17 protein-coding genes are annotated in these 21,704 nt (G+C 21.8%); 6 read left to right on the forward strand and 11 right to left on the reverse strand.

The window, feature by feature from the left end; translation table 11 throughout:
- Nucleotides 1–43: 43 nt before the first annotated feature.
- The 7 genes from sppA to trpD all read right to left on the reverse strand — a co-directional run bounded on the left by sppA (nucleotide 44) and on the right by trpD (nucleotide 8,138).
- The gene (gene sppA, locus APCICUMA2628_RS00895) at nucleotides 44–1,912 is read right to left on the reverse strand and encodes a signal peptide peptidase SppA (protein ID WP_154027367.1); all 1,869 of its coding nucleotides are present in this window, start codon (nucleotides 1,910–1,912) and stop codon (nucleotides 44–46) included.
- A 265-nt stretch (nucleotides 1,913–2,177) separates the two neighbouring features.
- On the reverse strand, nucleotides 2,178–2,597 hold the full coding sequence (locus APCICUMA2628_RS00900; RefSeq protein ID WP_154027369.1) for a hotdog domain-containing protein: 420 nt from the start codon (nucleotides 2,595–2,597) through the stop codon (nucleotides 2,178–2,180).
- A gap of 238 nt (nucleotides 2,598–2,835) precedes the next feature.
- Nucleotides 2,836–3,564 carry a YciC family protein gene (locus APCICUMA2628_RS02135; protein WP_420021843.1) on the reverse strand — a complete coding sequence of 243 codons (729 nt, stop codon included), beginning with the start codon at nucleotides 3,562–3,564 and terminating at the stop codon, nucleotides 2,836–2,838.
- Nucleotides 3,565–3,696: 132 nt separating this feature from the next.
- A complete protein-coding gene (trpA, locus tag APCICUMA2628_RS00910) occupies nucleotides 3,697–4,518 on the reverse strand; it encodes a tryptophan synthase subunit alpha (RefSeq protein ID WP_154027373.1) in 822 nt (273 codons plus the stop codon).
- Between the two features lie 17 nt (nucleotides 4,519–4,535).
- Complete coding sequence (gene trpB, locus APCICUMA2628_RS00915) at nucleotides 4,536–5,711, reverse strand: tryptophan synthase subunit beta (RefSeq protein WP_154027375.1); 1,176 nt, start codon at nucleotides 5,709–5,711, stop codon at nucleotides 4,536–4,538.
- Between the two features lie 37 nt (nucleotides 5,712–5,748).
- A complete protein-coding gene (trpCF, locus tag APCICUMA2628_RS00920; RefSeq protein ID WP_154027377.1) occupies nucleotides 5,749–7,119 on the reverse strand; it encodes a bifunctional indole-3-glycerol-phosphate synthase TrpC/phosphoribosylanthranilate isomerase TrpF in 1,371 nt (456 codons plus the stop codon).
- 8 nt (nucleotides 7,120–7,127) lie between these two features.
- Nucleotides 7,128–8,138 (reverse strand): anthranilate phosphoribosyltransferase, encoded by a 1,011-nt coding sequence (gene trpD / locus APCICUMA2628_RS00925; protein ID WP_154027379.1) that lies wholly within the window; start codon nucleotides 8,136–8,138, stop codon nucleotides 7,128–7,130.
- Nucleotides 8,139–8,720: 582 nt separating this feature from the next.
- Between trpD and APCICUMA2628_RS00930 the strand changes: the two genes are divergently transcribed.
- Nucleotides 8,721–9,473 carry a pseudouridine synthase gene (locus APCICUMA2628_RS00930; protein WP_154027381.1) on the forward strand — a complete coding sequence of 251 codons (753 nt, stop codon included), beginning with the start codon at nucleotides 8,721–8,723 and terminating at the stop codon, nucleotides 9,471–9,473.
- 49 nt (nucleotides 9,474–9,522) lie between these two features.
- Here the strand turns inward: APCICUMA2628_RS00930 and APCICUMA2628_RS00935 are convergent, their stop codons facing one another.
- The gene (locus APCICUMA2628_RS00935) at nucleotides 9,523–10,338 is read right to left on the reverse strand and encodes an inositol monophosphatase family protein (protein WP_154027383.1); all 816 of its coding nucleotides are present in this window, start codon (nucleotides 10,336–10,338) and stop codon (nucleotides 9,523–9,525) included.
- A gap of 186 nt (nucleotides 10,339–10,524) precedes the next feature.
- On the opposite strand from APCICUMA2628_RS00935, the gene rlmN reads away from it, so the two are divergent.
- The 3 genes from rlmN (at nucleotide 10,525) to glyA (ending at nucleotide 14,371) form a co-directional block, all read left to right on the forward strand.
- Entirely contained in the window at nucleotides 10,525–11,625 is a 1,101-nt protein-coding gene (gene rlmN / locus APCICUMA2628_RS00940) for a 23S rRNA (adenine(2503)-C(2))-methyltransferase RlmN (RefSeq protein WP_154027385.1), read from the forward strand.
- Between the two features lie 111 nt (nucleotides 11,626–11,736).
- Complete coding sequence (gene hisS, locus APCICUMA2628_RS00945; protein WP_154027387.1) at nucleotides 11,737–13,014, forward strand: histidine--tRNA ligase; 1,278 nt, start codon at nucleotides 11,737–11,739, stop codon at nucleotides 13,012–13,014.
- Between the two features lie 109 nt (nucleotides 13,015–13,123).
- Nucleotides 13,124–14,371: a serine hydroxymethyltransferase gene (gene glyA / locus APCICUMA2628_RS00950; RefSeq protein WP_154027389.1), complete on the forward strand. Its 1,248-nt coding sequence runs from the start codon at nucleotides 13,124–13,126 to the stop codon at nucleotides 14,369–14,371.
- A gap of 214 nt (nucleotides 14,372–14,585) precedes the next feature.
- On the opposite strand, the gene APCICUMA2628_RS00955 is transcribed toward glyA, so the two are convergent.
- Both APCICUMA2628_RS00955 and mfd read right to left on the reverse strand, forming a co-directional pair.
- On the reverse strand, nucleotides 14,586–15,581 hold the full coding sequence (locus APCICUMA2628_RS00955) for a beta-propeller fold lactonase family protein (RefSeq protein ID WP_154027391.1): 996 nt from the start codon (nucleotides 15,579–15,581) through the stop codon (nucleotides 14,586–14,588).
- Nucleotides 15,582–15,711: 130 nt separating this feature from the next.
- On the reverse strand, nucleotides 15,712–17,799 hold the full coding sequence (mfd, locus tag APCICUMA2628_RS00960) for a transcription-repair coupling factor (protein ID WP_154027393.1): 2,088 nt from the start codon (nucleotides 17,797–17,799) through the stop codon (nucleotides 15,712–15,714).
- A gap of 665 nt (nucleotides 17,800–18,464) precedes the next feature.
- Here mfd and gap point away from each other — a divergent pair.
- Nucleotides 18,465–19,472 (forward strand): type I glyceraldehyde-3-phosphate dehydrogenase, encoded by a 1,008-nt coding sequence (gap, locus tag APCICUMA2628_RS00965; protein ID WP_172598581.1) that lies wholly within the window; start codon nucleotides 18,465–18,467, stop codon nucleotides 19,470–19,472.
- A gap of 126 nt (nucleotides 19,473–19,598) precedes the next feature.
- Here gap and APCICUMA2628_RS00970 read toward each other — a convergent pair whose 3' ends face one another.
- Nucleotides 19,599–20,138, reverse strand: coding sequence for a flavodoxin (locus tag APCICUMA2628_RS00970; RefSeq protein WP_154027397.1), 540 nt, complete (start codon nucleotides 20,136–20,138; stop codon nucleotides 19,599–19,601).
- Between the two features lie 793 nt (nucleotides 20,139–20,931).
- On the opposite strand from APCICUMA2628_RS00970, the gene APCICUMA2628_RS00975 reads away from it, so the two are divergent.
- On the forward strand, nucleotides 20,932–21,681 hold the full coding sequence (locus tag APCICUMA2628_RS00975; protein WP_154027399.1) for a Nif3-like dinuclear metal center hexameric protein: 750 nt from the start codon (nucleotides 20,932–20,934) through the stop codon (nucleotides 21,679–21,681).
- Nucleotides 21,682–21,704: the final 23 nt, after the last annotated feature.

A 21,704-nucleotide genomic window follows, 5' to 3' on the forward strand; every position in this document is an offset into this window, starting at 1 on the left:
AATAAATAAATTTTTTATTGGTATTTTTTCATGAAATTTTTTATTATTTAATTGTATATCCGTCGAAATAAAAAGAAACTAATTTATTTAATGTTAATATCTTCCACATTAAATAAATTCTATGATAAGCCATGAATATTTTATTTACTAAAATTTCAGAAAATAATTTTCGTAATATGTTTCTTAATATTACTTGAATTAAGTTATTAATTTGATTTTTAATATTTTTTGAAGCTATATTTTGTGGTGCTGTCCAAATAATATTAAAATCTTTTATTTTTGCTAATTCAGCTGCTTTTTCAATAGAGTCATCTAAATCACCTATTTGATCTACTAATCCTATTTTTCGTGCATCTTCTCCTAACCATACTTGTCCATTTGCAATTTTTTTTACATATTCATATGACTTATGACGTGATTTAGCTACAATTTTGATAAATTTTTCATATCCATGTGTGATATCTAACATCATTCTTTTTTTATACTGTGGTGACATATCATTAAACATATTAAATGAATTATTATGACGTGTGGATGTTTGAATTACTTTTATACCTATTAATGATAGTGTTTTTTCGAATGTTGGTATAACAGAAAAAATACCTATTGATCCAGTTGTTGTAGTAGAATGTGCGACAATATAATCTCCGGCTGTTGCAATCCAATAACCTCCAGATGCACTAATTTCTCCCATACAAATTACTAATGGTTTTTTAAATTTATGTAATTCAAGTAATTTTTTTCTTATAATTTCTGAATCTTCTGTGTTACCACCGGGGCTATTTATGCGTAAAACAACAGCTTTAACACGATCATCTTGTTTAGCTTTATCAATTTCATCTAAAATATATTTAATATTCATAGAACTGGATTCACTTACATTATTACCAATAACACCATCTGCTAGAATAACGGAAATTTTATTAGAATCTGGTTGTACTATTTGTTCATGAAGTTTATATTGGTTGATATCAATAGAATAATAATTATCAAGTTTTTTATTATGAAAAAACTTACGAATTACATATTTTTGTAAATCATCCGATGTAGTAATACGATCTATTAATCCGTAATGTAATGCATATTTTGCAAAATTATTGTTATTTTTATTGAGATATTTATCTATTTTTTTAGGATTAGGAAAAATAACGTGTACAGGAATTTTTCTATTACGAGCTATAATTTCTAAAAATTTTTGCCATTTATGTTGTAAAATATATTGATCCATTTTTTTATTTTTTTTTGAGGAAAAATTTTTTAAGATAGGATCTACTGCTGCTTTATATTGTCCTACTTTAAAGACATGCATGTGTATTTGAAATATATCCAAAAATTTTTTTAAAAATAATTTCTTAGTAGACATACCATTTAACTGAATTGATCCATGTGGTAATAAAAAAATTTTATTAGCAAAGCTTGATAAATAATATGCACATTGTGAATAACTACGTCCAATTGCAACAATTGGTTTTTTAGATTTTTTAAATTCATTTAATTTTTTTCCAAAGTATTCTAAAGTTACTTGATTACCAGAAAAAGTATTATCTGCATTTATTAATATACCTAATATTTTCGGATCTGTTTCTGCTTGTTTGATTTTTTGAATTATTTCAAAAATAGAGGTATTTCTTCTATTAGCATAATTATTACCTAAATAAGATGAATAAAATCCATTTGTTGGTATGTTTTGTATCGGTGATTCTATAATAGCATTCTGTAAATTTATAGTTAATATTTGATCTGGTATATTTTTAGCATCAATAACATTATTTTTTTTTGTTCTTGATAACATCCAAGCAAATAAACTAATCATTATTAATAATAAAATATTTAAAAATAATTCTCTCATTACATTTAAGAATTTATGTACATATCTTAATATTTTTATTAGTACCGTAAATAATATTCTCATACGAACAATTGACCTCTTTTAATAAAATAAAATATTTAAAAATATGTTGATAAATATATCATCGAATTTTTATATGCTTAATAAAATTGTAAAAATTATTTTCAATATTTACAAGTTCATACATCTAGTCTTACTAAATATTTTATATACATTTATTTATTAGTAGTTTCTAAAAACTATATTATATATCATATATTTATTATATATATAAAATTATAATCAACTATATTTCTTGTTATATAAAATGAATAATATATCATTAATATTATCTATTATTTTTAACAGTTGAAAACGATCTTGGTTTTCCGTAATCATCTATCGCTACATATATAAAAACTGCTGTATTAGTACAATATGTTAATCCATAAGAATGAGTATTTATTTTTTTAATCCATACTTCGATGTATGTTTGTATAGAAGTATTTTCAACACTAATAGTATTGGCGTAACAACTGACTAAATCTCCTGCAGATATTGGTTTGATGAAATATATGTTTTTAACGTGAACAGTAGAAATATTCCCTTTAGAGATTTTTTTAGCTAATATGCCTCCACTAAGATCCATTTGTGACATAATCCATCCGCCAAAAATATTTCCATTAACATTTTTATGAGATGGCATAGCGAGAGTTCTTAGCATTAAATTTTTATCACAAACAATATTAATATTTTTATAATTTGACATTGTATTCACTAAATAGTTATGATTGAAAAAAATTTTTTATAAAAATCATATTTAATTATTATTTTAATTTTTAAATGTATATATTCTATATAAAAAATATTAAATATTTATTTTTAATACACAATAGTTTGTCTTACTACATAATACATTGATTATATAGTTTTGTTTACTTACTAAATAAAATATCTATATATGTATAAATATACTTATATTATATAAATATTTAATATTTATTAAACTAAATAATATTTGTTATTTTATATAAAATATATAATCTAAACAAATAGATTATTATATAAGAAAAATATATATTTATAAAAACATTTAATATAAAAATATTTATATATATCGGAAATACATTTAATAATTTTAACAAAATTATTGTACATCCTTTAAAAATAAACCAAAAAAAAATAGTAGATACCATTAAATATATATTATTAATCATAATTTTTATACTAATTCTTAGTGTATAAAAAATATTCTTTTTTTCTGTTATGTATAAAATCATAGACAAAAAAAATAAAGTAGAGAATAATATTCGAGGAATTATAAAAAAACTATATTTTGTTTCTATTAACGAAAATTGTAAATAATATATTAAAATAAATAAAAAAAAAGATTTAAATATCTTTATTTGTGTATAAATAAATTTTTTTAATAAAGGTAAAGAAACAAAAGGAATTAGATTTAATACTAAACTAGTTAATATAAATTGACTAATTATTCTGATAATTGTTCTAATAAATTTTGAGTAAAAAATAATTTTTTTTTGGTTTATATCCATCATATATATTATATTAAATAAAGATAATTTTTCAAAATAATTTATACTATATAAAATAGACGCTTCATTGATATTAACGTTATATATAGATTCCGAAATTAGAGTAATCAATGCGCTAATGATTGAATATATTAATATTTTTTTTTTATTGTTATAAAAAAATTGATTTACATCAATCATTATAATATATATGTTAGACAAAATATATCTTTCCTTCTATTTTATTTCAACAATAATTATATATATTATGATATTTATATATCATATTGTATTATCATATATTTATATTTAAAATATAAATAACATTATATTTTAAATATAAATATTTTTTGTTTCATTTTTAAATATTTTTATTTTTTTTTGTATGTTAGTAATCATGACATTAGGATTAGTAATATTATCTTCTATTATTTTTACAATGCACGAACCACAAATAATACCCTGAACGCCGTTTTTTAGAATGTTTTTAATTTGACAAGATTTATAAATTCCAAATCCTTGTATAATAGAAGGTGATTTATATTTTTTTAATTTTTGAATTGTTTGTAATAATAATTTTTGTGAATACGTGTGTTGTATTCCTGTTACTCCTGGTCGTGAAACTAAATATACATATGATTGACTAATTTTTGCAATTTGTTTAATTAAACTTATTTCAGCATCCGGAGGACAAATAAAAATTGATGAAATATGATATTTATCAGCTATTTCTTTAAAATAGCGCGATTCTTCTATCGGTAAATCTGCAATTAAAACAGAATCAACTCCTGTAGAATTACAATATGAATAAAAATTTGATAACTTTTGATAAAAAACAAGATTAGCATAGGTTAATATCCCTATAGGAATATCTGGATATTTATCTCGTATATTTTTAATAATATCGAAACATTGCTTGGTAGATATTTTATTAGATAACGCTCTTGAATGTGCTTTTTGTATAGTAATTCCATCAGCAATAGGATCAGAAAATGGTATTCCTAATTCTAGAGCATCAGCACCATTTTGAATTAATATATTAATAATTTTTATCGATATATCTATAGATGGATCTCCTAATACTACAAAAGGAATAAAACAGCGTTCTTGGAGATGATTTAATTTTTTAAATAAAAACTGATATCGTAAGTTCATAATTTTAATTAAATTTATTAATTGATTTTTTGATTAATAGTAGCAAGATCTTTATCGCCTCGCCCTGATAAATTCACAATAATTGTTTGGGACTGGTCAGGATTATTATTCATTAACTTTAATGCATATGCAATAGCATGTGAAGATTCCAAAGCTGGAATTATTCCTTCCAATCTAGATAATTTTAAAAATGCATTAATTGCATCTTCATCTGTACTAGTAGTATAATAAACTCTATTTATAGATTTCAACCAAGCATGTTCGGGACCTACCGAAGGAAAATCTAAACCGGCTGAAATAGACCATGATTTTTTAATTTGTCCATCATTATTTTGCATTAAATATGATTTCATACCAAAATAAATACCTAATTTTCCTAATTTTAATGCAGCACCGTGTTGATTAGTATTTAATCCTAATCCTGCCGGTTCTACTCCAATTAACTTTACAGATTTATATTTTATAAAAGAAGAAAAAATTCCGATAGCATTAGATCCTCCGCCTACACATGCAATTACGTAATCAGGTAATTTTTTATTTTGTGATAAAATTTGTTGTTTGGCTTCTTTACCGATTATTTTTTGATATTCTTTTACAATAGTAGGATATGGATGGGGTCCAGCTGCTGTTCCTATCATATAGTGAGAATTAGAGTAACTATCTGACCAATCTCTCATAGCAGCATTACAAGCATCTTTAAGGGTTCCTGATCCAGACGATACTGAAATAACTTCAGCTCCTAATAGCTTCATTCTTAATACATTCTGAGATTGTCTATAAATATCTTTTTCTCCCATATATATGCAACATTTTAAATTCAATAAAGCACAAACTATAGCAGATGCTACTCCATGTTGTCCGGCTCCTGTTTCTGCGATAATTCGTGTTTTTTTCATTTTTTTAGCTAATAGACCTTGTCCTAACACTTGATTTGTTTTATGTGCACCTCCATGTAATAAATCTTCTCGTTTTAAATAAATTTTAGTTTTTGTGTTTTTTGTAATATTTTTACATAATGTTAACGGAGTAGGTCTGCCGGCATAAAAACATAATAATTTATTTAATTTTTTTTTAAATTTTTTATCATGTTGAGTTTTTACAAATGTTTTTTCTAATTCATATAAAGCAGGCATTAAAATTTGCGGAACAAACATACCGCCAAATTTTCCAAAATAAGGATTTAATATAGTCATATTATTAATTTTTTATAATTTAGTTAAAAAAAAGCTATTATTGTCGAGAGCATAATCGTAGCATTTTAAATGCTGATTTAAGTTTATGCGGATCTTTAATTCCAGGATATTTTTCTATCCCTGAATTTAAATCTAATCCATGAAATCCTAATGTAGATGCTGTAAAAATATTTTTTAAATTTAGACCACCAGCTAACATCATATTAGATATTTGAAACTTGCGGATTAAATTCCAATCAAATCTTCTTCCAGTACCTCCATTTTTGTGATCTAATATATAGCGATTGATATTTGAATTTTTATGAATAGTAGTATTTTTATTCATTGATATAGATTTCCAAATACGTATATGATTCGGTAATAATTTTTTTAAAATTTTAATAAATTCTTCATTTTCTTGACCGTGTAACTGTATTGCATATAAATTAAGTTCATGAACTTTATTTACAATATATTGAGGTTGTTCATTACAAAAAACACCAACATATTTTAACATAGTATTTTCAATAATTTTTTTACTTTGTTGATTATTAACATATCGTGGAGATTGAGGAATAAAAATTAATCCTCCATAAACACAACCCATCGTATCTGCTAATTTTGCAATAGTATTTTTTTTTAAACCACAAACTTTATTAGCGCCGTAAATTATTTTTCGTGTAGCAAATTCTAGATTACTAGAACGCATTAAATGTGTTCCTATTAAAAATCCATTTACCATATTACTTAACAAACGAACATTTTTATAACTATTGATACCTGATTCACAAACAATGATTTTATTGTTAGGAATTAATGGTGCAAGTTGTTTAGTACAATTTAAGTTGACAGATAAATCTTTTAAATTTCTATTATTTATACCAATGACTGATGCATTTAAGCTTAATGCACGTTGTAATTCTTGATAAGTATGTATTTCTGTTAAAATACCTAAATTCATACTAATTGCAATATTAGATAATTTAATATAAGTATTATCATCTAAAATAGATAACATCAATAATATTGCATCTGCTTGATGATAGCGCGCGTAATATATTTGATAAGGATCAATAAAGAAATCTTTACATAATAATGGTTTTTTTGTTTTTTTTCGTGCTTTTAACAAATATTTAAAATTACCTTTAAAAAATTTTTCTTCAGTTATTATAGAAATAATATCAGCATGTTTATTATAAACATTTATTATTTTTGAAATATTAAATTGATTATTAATTATTCCATTTAATGGAGATGATTTTTTACATTCTAATATAAATGACGGACAATTTTTTTTAAAAATTTTTTTAAAAAAAAATTTTGATTTTTCAATTTTTTCATGAAAAGAACTTAACGGCATTTTTTTTTTTTTATATTGAATCCATTGATATGTATTCTCTAATATTTTAGAAATTATATTTTTTTTCATAACATCATTTAATTAAATAATTTAGATAATCGAGAGAGTTTAAGAACAAATTGATATACTTGACCAGTATTAATAAAATTTAAAATATCTAATGTATTTTTACGTATATCATTATTACCTAATACTTTCATTAATAAAGCAACATTAATAGCAATAGTTTGTACGTATACAGATTCTCCTTTTCCTTGAAATAATTTTATAGTTTCTAAGTAGTTTTCCGTAATACTTTTATTTAAAATATAATTTTTATTATATCTTTTCGCGCCAAAATCTTCAGGAGATAATTCATATACTTTAATTTGTTCATTTTCTAATTCTACAATAGATGTATTAGAATATAAAGTAGCTTCATCTATACCGCCGCTATGCACAATAATTGCCTTGGTATATTTTAAATGCGCCAATATCTTTGCATACAACAGCATTAACTGAGGTTTATATACTCCAATTAATGCATAATTCGGTTTTGCAGGATTTAATAAGGGTCCTAATATATTAAAAATTGTTTTTATTTGTAATAAACTACGAATTTTCGATATTTTTTTAAAATTACTTAAATAATTATTAGCTAATAAAAAACAAATATTCATTTCATCCAAACATGTTTTAGATTGTTCAGAAGTAATATTTATATTTATATTTAATTTTTGTACTAAATTAGCAGATCCAAATCTGCTAGATGAACTGATATTACATATTTTAGCAATTTTAATACCATAGCATGCCGCAACAATTGCACTCACAGTAGATATGTTGAAACTATTTTTTTGATCACCACCTGTTCCTACAATATCAGATATACTATATTTAGATGTCGGAAATGATTTGATATGTTTCATCGCAGATTTTCTTGCACCAATAATTTCTTCGTATGTTTCTCTTCGAGATGACAGTATTGCTAGTATAGCAGCTATTTGTATATCATTTATATTTTCATGAAATATGTTTTCAAATAATATGTAACTTTCTGATTCATTTAAACATATTCCATTGTATATTTTTTTTAAAATTTTTTTCATATTTTTATGCAAATTTATCAAAAAATAATTTTTTATAATATATTTAGTATTTATAACAACATTATTGTTAATAAAATATAGGATATTATCTATGTAAGTAGTTTTACTTAAAAATATTATATTATTAATAATATTAAAATTTAATAAATAATTTTATTAATCAAATAATAAATGAATCTATTAAAATTAATATTTTTAAATCTTTTATATCTATTTATAACAAATTGTTATGTTATATTTAGTTATAACATATTTATTTTTAATAAAAATATATATTTTATATTATAAATAATATCTGTAAATATTATTCACATTAAATATTTTAATTAAAAAACATTTTTTTTTAAAATTATTATTACGATAACTATATTTCTATAATCAGTAGATTATATCAAACTGTTAGCAAAATAAAATTATTTTTTAAAAAATATTTTTATATGTAAGTTACAATAAAAAAATTTGTTTATTGAATATGTTAATTAACAATAATATGTTTCATATTAATAAATATTAATATGCGTTATTATAGAACAATAAATATTGTGCGTAAGTTTATATATACCTATATATAGGAAATATATTATGAAAGAAAGAATACAAAAAATTCTATCTCGTTATGGTTTTGGTTCTCGTCGTAATATTGAAAAAAAAATATGTAAAAAATTAATTAAAATAAATGGAAAATCTGTTTTTTTAGGACAAAGTTTTATAAGAAATGACATTCGATATATTTCTTTAGATAATAAAATTTATTTTTTAACACCAGATATAATAAGAATTATTATTTATAATAAACCTATTGGTGAAATATGCTCAAGAAAAGATACCAATAATAGAATCACTGTATTTAATAAATTACCTCAATTAAATCATTCTAATTGGATTAATATAGGTAGATTGGATATAAATACATCAGGTTTATTATTATTTACTAATTATGGGGAATTAGCATATAGATTAATGCATCCGCGTTATATGATTAAACGAGAATATTTAGTTAGAGTTTATGGTAACATATCTCATGAAAAAATTTTAATTTTAAAACATGGAATTAAAATAGGTAATTCTATTTCTAAATTTTTAGATATAGTGAGTTATAACAATAACAAAAAAAACCAATGGTTTAAAGTATCCTTATTACAAGGAAAAAATCATGAAGTACGATTACTGTGGAATTCTATAGGTATTAAAGTAAATCGATTAATTCGCATTAGTTATGGTGTAGCTAGACTACCTAAATATTTAAAACCTGGAAAATTTATAACATTAAATTCTACATATATCAATAAAATTTTTTATTCAGTAAATTTGAAATTATATAATTGTATGTTATAGATAATAATTATTATAAAACATATATTTATTCTAATTTTTAGAATATAAATTATTTATGAATTTTTATAGAATTATTTTTATGTAACATACGTGTTTTTTTTAAAATAAATTTTAATGTATTTGCTTGTCCAATAAGAAATATATTAGTATCAATATATCTATGTCCACCAATAAAATCAGTTATCAACGCACCTGATTCTCTAATTTGCAGTTCTCCAAAAATAATACGTAAAAATTTTTCATTAAATCCAATATAGGCATTAATTTTTCCAGAAGATAAATATGCTAAATCTAGAATAGAGCATCCGGTTTGTCGTAAAGATATTTTTTCTTGTAAAAATTGTTGTATAAATGATATATATAAATGATTATTTTTTATATTTTTTTTTTTAAAATAAAGCGCTATAACTTTATTTGGAATTTTATTTTCGTATTCACTGCCTCTAGCACGAAAACCATTTAATTGAGCACCTTGACCTTTAATGGCTGTAAATAGATCATTTTTAATTGGATCATATATTACTGAAATATATATTTCATTTTTTTCTTTTATAAGTATAGATAAACAAAAATGCGGAATTTTATTGATAAAATTCATGGTTCCGTTCAGTGGATTGATTAACCATTGATAATTATTAATAATCATTTTTTTTTTAGAACACGCGTTAATAATAGAATGATTAGGATAAGACCGATATATAATAGAATAAATTGATAAAAAAACTTTTTCTCTTATTGTGCGTATAAAATATAAAATTTTTGATCGTTCTGTAAGGCATGTTGTATTTTTTGAATCATAATATTGCGAAATGATCTTTCCGCCTGCTCGGATAGCTCTAATAGCTATATTTAATATAGGATTCATACAGTTATTTTCTCGTGTTTAATAATAATGTGAAATACAATTATAAATAAGAATAATTTTTGATATAAAAAATTGATTTATTTATCTAATAAATTATTTATTATATACTTATTTTAATAAATTTAAAAAGTTTCTTTATATTTTAATATTTAATTAAAAATAATTTATATAAACTAGGAAATAATAATGTTAAAAGAAAATTTTTTATTAAAAAAACAAAAAAATAAAATAAATTTATTAGATTTAAATTTTAAAAGTATGGTAAATTTTTTTTTGAAATTAGAAGAAAAAAAATTTAGAGCCATACAAGTTATGGAATGGATTTATAAAAAACATTGTGTAAATTTTGATGAAATGAATAATTTAAGTAATATATTAAAAAATAAATTAAAAGATATATCTATAATTCAGTTACCGGAATGTATAGAAGAAAAAAAATCTCATGATGGTACGATAAAATGGAAATTATTATGTCATAATGAATTTATTGAAACAATATATATTCCGGAAAAAAATAGAGCTACATTATGTATTTCTTCACAAGTAGGCTGCGCATTAAAATGTAATTTTTGTGCTACAGGTAAGTTAGGGTATACTCGTAATTTATTAGTTTCAGAAATTATTGGTCAAATCTGGTTTGTTATAAACAAAATACACCAATATAAATTAAAAAATTATGCTGTACATTCAATTACAAATATTGTAATGATGGGAATGGGTGAACCTTTACTAAATTTACGGAATATTATTCCGACTATAGATATTATAACACATAAATATGGTTTTCATTTTTCTAAAAATAAAGTAACTTTATCTACAGCAGGTGTAGTTCCAGCGATTAATAAAATTGCAGGTAAAATAGATATTTCATTAGCTATTTCTTTACACGCATCTAACGATAATATTCGTAACATGATTATGCCAATTAATAAAGTATATAACATTAAAATGTTATTAGCGTCCATTAAAAACTATCTTAGTAAATCTACTGCGAATCGCGGTATAGTAACAATTGAATATATTATGTTATTTAACATTAATGATAATGAATTTCATGCTCAAGAATTATCAATTTTATTAAAAGATATATCTTGTAAAATTAATTTAATTCCATGGAATTCTATTCACAATTCTTTTTATGAATGTAGTAGTAATAAAAGAATTATTAATTTTTTAAATTATTTAAGAAATAAAGGTTTTACTGTTACAATTAGAAAAAATAGAGGTTCTGACATTAACGCTGCTTGTGGACAGTTAATTGGACACAACAATATCATTAAAAAATAGTGAATTTTAATAGAATTTTTCTTCTAATTATTTTTCATAAAAATAAAAAATTTTCAAATCTATATTTTTTATTAAAAATTAATAATCTTAATATAGGAACTTTAATATTGTATGAGTATAAAATATCAATCAATCAGAGGTATGCATGATCTTCTTCCTAATGATGCTTATTACTTAAATACCATTGAAAAAGTTATAAAAAATATATTATATAACCATTCTTATTCAGAGATTCGTTTTCCGATTGTAGAAAAAACACAATTATTTAAGAAAGCTATTGGAAATAATACTGATATTATACATAAAGAAATGTATAATTTTTGGGATAAAAGACAAAAAAAAATCTCTTTGAGGCCAGAAGGAACGGTAAGTTGTATCAGAGCGTGCATACAAAATAATATATTTTATAATTCTAAAATTCAAAAATTATGGTATCATGGTCCTATGTTTCGTTATGAGAGACCGCAAAAAGGACGTTTTAGACAATTTGATCAATTAGGAGTAGAAGTTTTTGGTTTAAAAAATTTTGTTACTGACTATGAAGTTATTATGTTAACTGTAAAAATTTGGAAACAATTAAATTTATTAAAACATGTAACACTTGAAGTCAATTCAATTGGCCATTTAACAGATAGAAAAAATTTTGCATTGGATTTACAAAATTTTTTTAAAAATTATATTCATCAATTTACTCAGTATGAAAAAAAATTATTATCCGAAAATCCTATTCGTATTTTAGATAGCAAAAACATTTATATACAAAAAATATTAAAATTTGCACCTTTATTAAACAATTATTTGAATTCTTATTCAGATAGACGGTTTAAAAAATTATGTTGTTTATTAGATCACTCACAAGTAAGTTATAAAATAAATAATCAGTTAGTTAGAGGATTGGATTATTATAATGATACTGTTTTTGAATGGACTTCAAAATATTTAGGATCTCAAAATACTATCTGTGCCGGAGGACGTTACGATAATTTAGTAGAATATTTAGGAGGTAAAAAAAATGCAGCTATCGGTTTTGCAATAGGTATGAATAGGTTACTGATATTAAAAAAAATTATTAATCCTAACTATTTAAAAAATTTTTTTATAGACATTAATATTATTTTTTTAGAATCTATGTATTCAATATTTGCTATATATCTATCTGATAAATTACGTTTAATGTGGCCGAAATTTAGAATAAATACATCTTTTCAAGTATTAAAAAAAAATAATTACATGAATATTTCAAATAAAATGAAATCAAATTTTTTATTAATTTTAGAATCCGATATGCTCAATATGAATAAAATTTTAATTAAGAATATGTTTAAAAATACAAATATAATTACATCAATTAACCGGATCTTTAAAAATCCATGTATTTTTATTAATTAATCACTAATATATTTAATTAGTAAATAATATATTTTGTATAATTTTTATAAAAAATGTTTTTAAAAAATTTTTTAAAAAATTAATAATTTAAAGTAAATAATATATAAATATGATAAAAAAAATACTAAAAAAAACAGATCAAAAAATTTGGAATTTAATTAATAAAGAAAAAAATAGACAAGAATCATGTATTAATTTAATTGCATCAGAAAATTATGCTAGTAATTCTATACTAGAAGCTCAAGGTTCTTGTTTAACTAATAAATATGCTGAAGGATATATCGGAAATCGATTTTATAATGGATGTGATATAATCGATGATATTGAATTAATTGCTATTAATAGAGCAAAAAAATTATTTAACGTTGATTATGCTAATGTTCAACCTCATTCAGGTTCACAAGCTAATTTTGCAATACTTCAAGCTTTATTAAAACCTAAAGATATTATCTTAGGTATGCACTTAAATCACGGCGGACATTTAACGCATGGATCAATTGTAAATTTTTCAGGAAAAATATATAAATCTTATACATATAAAACTAATGCAGAAGGTTACATAGATTATAAAAATTTTAAACAGTTATCTTTTTTATATCGCCCTAAATTAATTATTGGTGGATTTTCGGCATATTCAGGAATATGTGATTGGAAATATATGCGACGTATTGCTGATCAAATTGATGCTTATTTTATGGTAGATATTTCGCATATTGTAGGTTTAATTATAGCCGGATTATATCCAAATCCTATTGATTATGCTCATGTCGTCAGTACTACTACACATAAAACGTTAGGTGGGCCTAGAGGAGGGTTAATTATTTCTAAAAATGGGAATAAACACTTATATTCAAAATTAGATGCAGCTGTATTTCCTGGCAGCCAAGGTGGCCCTTTAATGCATATTATTGCAGCTAAAGCTGTTGCTTTTAAGGAAGCTTCGGGTGAAAAATTTTTTTTATTACAAAAAAATATTTTATTTTTTTCTAAAAAAATGGTTGAAATATTTTTAAAAAGAAATTTTACGATCATATCAGGAAAAACAGATAATCATTTATTTTTAGTAGATGTATCTAAGAAAGGATTAACAGGTAAAAAAGCTAGCGATATACTCGCGCAAGCAGGTATTATTGTAAACAAAAATACTATCCCTAATGATCATAAAAGTCCATTAATTACGTCAGGAATTCGTATTGGTACTCCTGCAATTGCTAAACGTAAAATCAAAATCAATCATGTTATTAAAATAACAAATTGGATATGTGATATTTTAAATAATCCTGATGATTCAATACTAATAAACAATATAAGAAAAAAAATAAAAATAATATGTAAAAATTACCCTATCTATAAGTAGTAGAATTCATATAAAAAAAATACATTTTTATATGAATTAAAAATATTTTTAATGATGTTATGATACATAATATATATAAGATAATTTTTATTATATATATCTCCAAATGATTGAAATACATTATTTTTTTCATATAATTAATAAAAATATTAATTTTAATAAAAAATAAATTTAATAATTAAAGATAGTAAAAATTTTATAATATAATAGTTTATTACGTTAATAAGATCCATAACGGATTTTTTCCTGTAAATGTTTTCGCTTTGACTGATAAATGACCCGTATTACAATTTATATGATATATAATCATCATATTTGAAATTTCTCCTACAACTATTAGTAATTTACCATCTTTACTGATACAAAATGATCGGGGTTGTAGGGTCGTTTTATAGCTATCAATATACGATAGAATACCAGTAGTATTATCAATATTAAAAGCTGAAATAATGTGGTTTAAACGATCGCAAGCATATAAGTATTTTATATTAGGATGTATATGGATATCTGATGCCCAAAAACGATACATATTAGAATTTAATTTTAATGCAATTGATTGTATTAATAATAATTTAGCTAATTTATTATCGATTAACCATACATCAATTGTTCCATTTAATTCATTAATAGAATATAAATATGGATTAAATGGATGAAAAACAATATGTCGTGGACCGCTATTATATGCAGTAAAAATAACATTTCTTAATATTAAAGTGATTTTTTTATTTTTTTTTAAAAAAATACTATAAATATAAATTTTATTTTCTTTAAGGGCGGATATAAATATTAAGTTATATTTATAATGTATTTTAATACAATGACAACCTTGGATGTTTTCAATATTATAAATAATATTCTCAATTAATCCCGATGAATTTAATGAAAATAATTGAATTTTATTACCGTGATATGAAGCAATAAATAAAATTGTTTTATTTTTATTTAACGAAATATAATTAGGTGTGTTAAATATATTAATTTCATGAATTTTTTTAAATTCATTACATGAATTTTGTTTATATGTAACAATTTTATTGTTTATTGTTTCTCCAGCATATAATAATTTATCTCGACTATTGTATTTTAAAGGTTGAGGGCGTCCAGTAGAAGATAAAATAGATTTTTTTAATAGAATATAATTTTTTTTTAAAATCCAGTGTTCAATATGTTTGTTAATAGAACAAGAAACTAAAATATTTTTTTCCATACTTTTTCCAATAAAAATATATGTTTACAAAAATAATTATTTTATTTAACTTATAAAATATTAAATAATTATTATATGTGTATATGTACAACATACATATATAACATCATGTGACGATGATACGACAATATCAAGAATGTTTTATAATATTATGTAAAAATTTTTTTAACCAAAATAAGCTATCTTGATGATTTATAAAAGATTGATGATAGTATAATTTATCTTTTAGTAATTTCCAATCTTGCGGTTTACTTACAATTTTATTACATAACCAATTAATATTTAAAATGTTTTTTTTATAAAAAATCATACATATTTTTGTTAAATAAAATTTAATTTTTTTTATTCCAATTTTATAAGCTAAAATTCTTATTTTAGTTAATAAAAACAAATTTTCTGCGTGTTCTGGTAATTTTCCAAATAAATTATAAATTTCATATTTTATATTTTTTAATTCTTTATATGATTTAATACACGAAATTTTTTTATAAAAAATTAATCGAGTATTAACATTCTGAATATAATTTTCAGGTAAAATTGCTGATATATGTAACTGAATATCTACACGTTTATTGTTAGATTCTATTTCACTCAATGCTTTTGTATCATTACTTTTTATAATAGCATTAATAGCATTTTTTAAGAGTTTTTTATATAATTCAATTCCAATAGTTTTAATATGACCGCTTTGATTTTTTCCTAATAATTCACCAACTCCTCTAATTTCTGAATCATGCGTAGATAGTATAAAACCAGAACCTAAATTTGTAAAAGATTTAATAAGATTTAGTCTTTTTTCTGCTTTTTCATTAATCTTTACATGATTTGATGTAAAAAAAAAGGCATAAGCTTGTTTTTCAGAACGACCAATACGACCTCTTAACTGATGCAATTGTGATAATCCAAATTTATCTGCATTTTCTATAATAATCGTATTAACATTGCTTATATGTATTCCTGTATCTATAATAGTAGTACATAGTAATACATCAAATGACTTATTTAAAAATTTACACATTATATTATATAAATCTTTACGATTCATTTTTCCGTGACTAATTTGAATGCGCACTTCTGGTATTAGATTAGATAAATAATTTTTTTTTTCTTCAATATTTTGAATTTTATTATATATATAATATATTTGCCCACCTCGACTTATTTCTTTAAGAACTACTTTTCTTATAACTGTTGCACTAAAATTTTGAACGAAAGTTTTTATAGTTGATCGGTTTTTAGGAGGTGTAGATATAATCGATAAATCTCTAATACCTAATGAAGACATATGAAGAGTTCTTGGAATAGGAGTAGCTGTTAATGTTAATACATCTATATTTATATATAATCTTTTTATTAGTTCTTTATGGTGTACACCGAAACGATGTTCTTCATCAATAATTAATAATCCTAAATTCTTCCATATTAAATTTTTTGATAAAATTTTATGAGTACCTATTAAAACATTTATTTGTCCATTTTTTATGTTATTTTTAATTAATAAAGCTTCTTTTTTAGAAGTAAAACGTGAATATGTATTTATATTAAATTTATATTTATAAAATCTATTTTTAAAAGTTTTATAATGTTGTTGCGCCAATAATGTTGTTGGTACTAAAATAGCGACTTGTTTTTTGTTATCTAGAGCTATAAAAGTTGCTTGCATTGCTATTTCGGTTTTTCCAAAACCTACATCTCCACATAATAATCGATCCATAGGAATTGGTTTCATCATATCCGTAATAATCTCTTGAATAGATTTTTTTTGATCCTCTGTCATTATATAAGAACATTGATTACAAAAATTTTTATATTTAAGAGTATTTTTTTTAAAAGAAAATCCTTGTCTTAAAATACGATGAGATCTATTATCGATTAATTGAACAGCTACATCGTAAATTTTTTTTTTTATTTTATTGCATTCTGATGACCATTTTTTACTACCTAAAGTATTCAATGAAATTTCTGACAATATTGCAGAACTATATGAACTAATTAGATTAAGAGATGTAATAGGAACATATAATTTGGCTTGTTTTGCATACATAAGTATGCAATATTCTGTTATAATACCATTAGTATTTAAAGTACATAATCCAATATATTTACCGATACCATATTTGATATGTACTACTAGTTGATTTTTTTTAAATATTTTATTTTTTACAATCAAATTAGAAAAATTATTTTTTTCCTGTCTTAACACTATATTACGTTTCATTTAATAAATATATTCCAATATTTTAAAAATAAAAAAAAATATAATAATAATTATTATTATTAATAATAATTTTATTATTAACAAATTAAAATGATTGCTTTAAGGTTAATAAAAATATGTTTTATTTTAATATTTTCATATTTTTAAAATAATCTTAAAATAGTTAACCTGATATTCCATGATAAAAATCAATGTGTACTAATTTTATTTAAAAATATATATATTATATATATTTTTAATTTAATTAAAAATACTTTATTTTTATAGATAAATTTATTAATGACGATATTTATATAAAAACTATTTTAAAAAATTTAATAATAAAATTATTTCATATAAAAGTTGTATATAATTAAAACATTATTAAAATATTAAGTTTTAATTAATATTAATATTCAGATTTAATAAAAGTATATAATAATACTTGTATTGAAAATAATTCATAATTCATATACTATATGTATTTAAAAATCATTTTTTATGAAAAATTTATTAAAACTAATTTTAGTAATCACTAATGTTAATTAGTGATATAGTATATATACATTAAAATGTACAATTTTTAATTTATAAAAATAGATCGTTACTGTAATTATTTATTAATAAACATTATAATTAATATAATATAGTAATTTTTAACAAATATATTTTTACATTTATTGGTAATCATTTATATGAAAATTAAAGTTGCTATAAACGGATTTGGTCGTATCGGTCGAATGATATTTAGAATTGCTCAAAAAAGAGCAAATATAGAAATAGTTGCAATTAATGATTTATTAGACGCTAAATATATTGCATACATGATGAAATTTGATTCAACTCATGGTGTATTTATTGGATCTATTGAAACAAAAGAAAAATATTTAATTGTGAATAATAAAAAAATTATTATTTTTTCTGAAAAAGATCCTAAAAAAATTGATTGGAAAGCTCTTAACGTTGATATAGTTATTGAATCAACTGGAATATTTTTAACAACTCCATTAGCTTATCAGCATGTAATAGCAGGAGCTAAAAAAGTTATATTAACCGGTCCATCTAAAGATGATACTCCTATGTTTGTAAAAGGAGTAAATTTTAGTAAATATAACGGTCAAAAAGTTGTTTCAAATGCATCTTGTACAACAAATTGTTTAGCACCTTTAGCGAAAATAGTTAACGATGAATTTGAAATACTCGAAGGTTTAATGACCACAGTACATGCTACTACAGCTACTCAAAAAACTGTAGATGGAGTTTCTTTAAAGGATTGGAGAGGCGGTAGAGGGGCTTTACAAAATATAATACCTGCATCTACTGGAGCTGCACAAGCTGTAGGTAAAATTCTTCCTGAATTAAATAAAAAAATTACTGGAATTGCATTTAGAGTACCTGTCGCGAATGTCTCAGTAGTCGATTTTACTGTAAAATTAAAAAAAGAAGCAAATTATAAAGATATATGCGATGTTATCAAATTAGCTTCTAACACTTATATGAAAGATATTGTAGGTTATTCTAATGAATCAGTTGTTTCAAGTGATTTTAATGGATCACATTTAACATCAATTTTTGATGAAACAGCAGGTTTAGCTTTAAATAAAAATTTTGTAAAATTAATATCTTGGTATGATAATGAATTTGGATATTCAACAAAAGTATTAGATTTAGCTGAATGGATTTCATCCCGATAATTATATATATATCTATATATAATACATATATTGACAGTATTCAATACTATTTACTTTGATACTGTCAAATATTTTGTATTTAATATATTTAAAAATTATTATTAATATTTATTTGTAAAAATTATTTTAATTAGGACAATTATCCTGAAGATATAGATTTTTAATTTCTGAGATCACTAATTTTAACCATTTTTTTATACGTTCATTAGTTAATTTAGATTGATTATCTTCATCAATAGGTAATCCGAAAAAATGTGTTTTATTTTTTTGAGCTTTAGAATATTCAAAATTATACTCTGATATTGGCCATGATCCAACAAATCGAACGTTTTTTTTTTTTAAAAAATGATACATAATTCCAATTGAATCACAAAAATATTCTGAATAATCTTCTTGATCACCACATCCAAAAAGAGCAATTATTTTATCATTTAAATTAATTTTATTTAATATTTGTAACGATTCTTCCCAATCACATTGTAATTCTCCATAATACCAAGTAGATATTCCTAAAAATAAAATATTAAAATTTTCCATTTTTTTTAATGAAGCATTAGAAATATCAAATACATTTGATGAACTCAATCTCAATTTTTTTTGTATAATATAAGAAATTTTTTCTGTATTCCCGGTATCACTACCATAAAAAATACCTATTTTTTCCATTTTAACCTTCTTAAAAAAAATACTTATCTCTATTGAATTAGATTTAATTAAATTAAATTAAAGATAGTATCTTATACTATAAGAGTAAAAACTATTATTTTTTTGTATAAATACTGTTTTGTTTGATATTTGATTAGATCAATAAAAAAGTTATAAAAATATTTTGTTTATATATAAAAAATATTATAATATAATATTTATTAATAAAAATAATTTTTAATCATTTAATATCGTGAATATTATTAACATTTTTATAATAATAAAATTATAATATTAAGATATTATTAATATAAAAATATTAATTTTGTTAATTCAAGATAAATTTCTAAAATTGTATATAAAAATTATGTATATATCACATAAAAAAGATTCACTATATATTACATATGATTTGATCATAAAAATAACATTATTCAAATGTTTCATATAATAAACTTTTATTTTTATAAACATAATCTTCAGCAAATATGCTGATTCATATCAAATAATTTTGATAAATACGACTTTCAATCATATTAAAAATATCAACAAAACAAATTAATTTATTTAACATAAAATGTGTTCATATATATTGATATCTTTTTATAATTTATAATGGTTAGTTAAATAATTTTTACAAAAATAATTTTTAAATTAAATATTTTTATAAAAATATTTATACTGCATTTTAATATGTTTAAAATAAATTAAATGTCATACAAATCTAGCATTAATTTAAATTAATATCAATAAATATAAATCTATCATTATTTTTATAATAAATGAATACCTATAAAGTACAGAGTACGATAATATGAATAATTTTTTTCTTGAACAAATAATTAATAAAAAATTACATAGTAATAAATATAAATATGATTATACACCTAACGGTTTACAAGTAGAAGGTCGATCTGAAGTAACAAAAATCATTACTGGAGTAACAGCTTGCAAACGTCTTATCTATAAAGCTATACAATATAATGCAGATGCAATAATTGTACATCATGGTTATTTTTGGAATAATCAAGATAAAAGAATTTTAGGAATGCATAGAAAACGTTTAAAAATGCTGTTATCTAATAATATTAATTTATATAGTTGGCACATACCCTTGGATGTACATCCTAAATTAGGCAATAATGTACAATTAGGAAAATTATTAAATATTAATATTAGTAATAATATTACTCCATATGTACTATGTGGAAAATTTAAAAAAAAACATACTTCTGCGTCATTAATTAATATAATAAAAAAAAAACTGGATAGAACTCCATTTCATTACGGAAATACAGGTCCAAAATATATTAATCATATAGCTTGGTGTACTGGAAAAGGACAAAATTTTTTTAATCAAATTACACATTTAAAACTTGACGCTTATTTAACTGGAGAAATTTCAGAAGATACTGTGCATATTGCAGAAGAGAATAATATACATTTTTTTGCTTTAGGACATCACGCTACAGAAAGATCAGGCATTTCTGTATTAGGAAAATGGTTATCTTCGAAAGATAAAAATTTAAAAGTTAAATTTATTGATATATACAATCCTATTTAATAAATATAAAAATTTATTAAATC

It is taken from the genome of Buchnera aphidicola (Cinara cuneomaculata) (assembly GCF_900698865.1).
In the GTDB taxonomy this organism is placed as follows: domain Bacteria; phylum Pseudomonadota; class Gammaproteobacteria; order Enterobacterales; family Enterobacteriaceae; genus Buchnera_F; species Buchnera_F aphidicola_AA.

Excerpts from the sequence above, each read along its gene's own strand:
- sppA (WP_154027367.1), bottom strand. The coding sequence starts at position 1,912 with ATGAGAATATTATTTACGGTACTAATAAAAATATTAAGATATGTACAT.
- APCICUMA2628_RS00900 (WP_154027369.1), bottom strand. The coding sequence starts at position 2,597 with ATGTCAAATTATAAAAATATTAATATTGTTTGTGATAAAAATTTAATG.
- APCICUMA2628_RS02135 (WP_420021843.1), bottom strand. The coding sequence starts at position 3,564 with ATGATTGATGTAAATCAATTTTTTTATAACAATAAAAAAAAAATATTA.
- trpA (WP_154027373.1), bottom strand. The coding sequence starts at position 4,518 with ATGAACTTACGATATCAGTTTTTATTTAAAAAATTAAATCATCTCCAA.
- trpB (WP_154027375.1), bottom strand. The coding sequence starts at position 5,711 with ATGACTATATTAAATCCTTATTTTGGAAAATTTGGCGGTATGTTTGTT.
- trpCF (WP_154027377.1), bottom strand. The coding sequence starts at position 7,119 with ATGAAAAAAAATATAATTTCTAAAATATTAGAGAATACATATCAATGG.
- trpD (WP_154027379.1), bottom strand. The coding sequence starts at position 8,138 with ATGAAAAAAATTTTAAAAAAAATATACAATGGAATATGTTTAAATGAA.
- APCICUMA2628_RS00930 (WP_154027381.1), top strand. The coding sequence starts at position 8,721 with ATGAAAGAAAGAATACAAAAAATTCTATCTCGTTATGGTTTTGGTTCT.
- APCICUMA2628_RS00935 (WP_154027383.1), bottom strand. The coding sequence starts at position 10,338 with ATGAATCCTATATTAAATATAGCTATTAGAGCTATCCGAGCAGGCGGA.
- rlmN (WP_154027385.1), top strand. The coding sequence starts at position 10,525 with ATGTTAAAAGAAAATTTTTTATTAAAAAAACAAAAAAATAAAATAAAT.
- hisS (WP_154027387.1), top strand. The coding sequence starts at position 11,737 with ATGAGTATAAAATATCAATCAATCAGAGGTATGCATGATCTTCTTCCT.
- glyA (WP_154027389.1), top strand. The coding sequence starts at position 13,124 with ATGATAAAAAAAATACTAAAAAAAACAGATCAAAAAATTTGGAATTTA.
- APCICUMA2628_RS00955 (WP_154027391.1), bottom strand. The coding sequence starts at position 15,581 with ATGGAAAAAAATATTTTAGTTTCTTGTTCTATTAACAAACATATTGAA.
- mfd (WP_154027393.1), bottom strand. The coding sequence starts at position 17,799 with ATGAAACGTAATATAGTGTTAAGACAGGAAAAAAATAATTTTTCTAAT.
- APCICUMA2628_RS00970 (WP_154027397.1), bottom strand. The coding sequence starts at position 20,138 with ATGGAAAAAATAGGTATTTTTTATGGTAGTGATACCGGGAATACAGAA.
- APCICUMA2628_RS00975 (WP_154027399.1), top strand. The coding sequence starts at position 20,932 with ATGAATAATTTTTTTCTTGAACAAATAATTAATAAAAAATTACATAGT.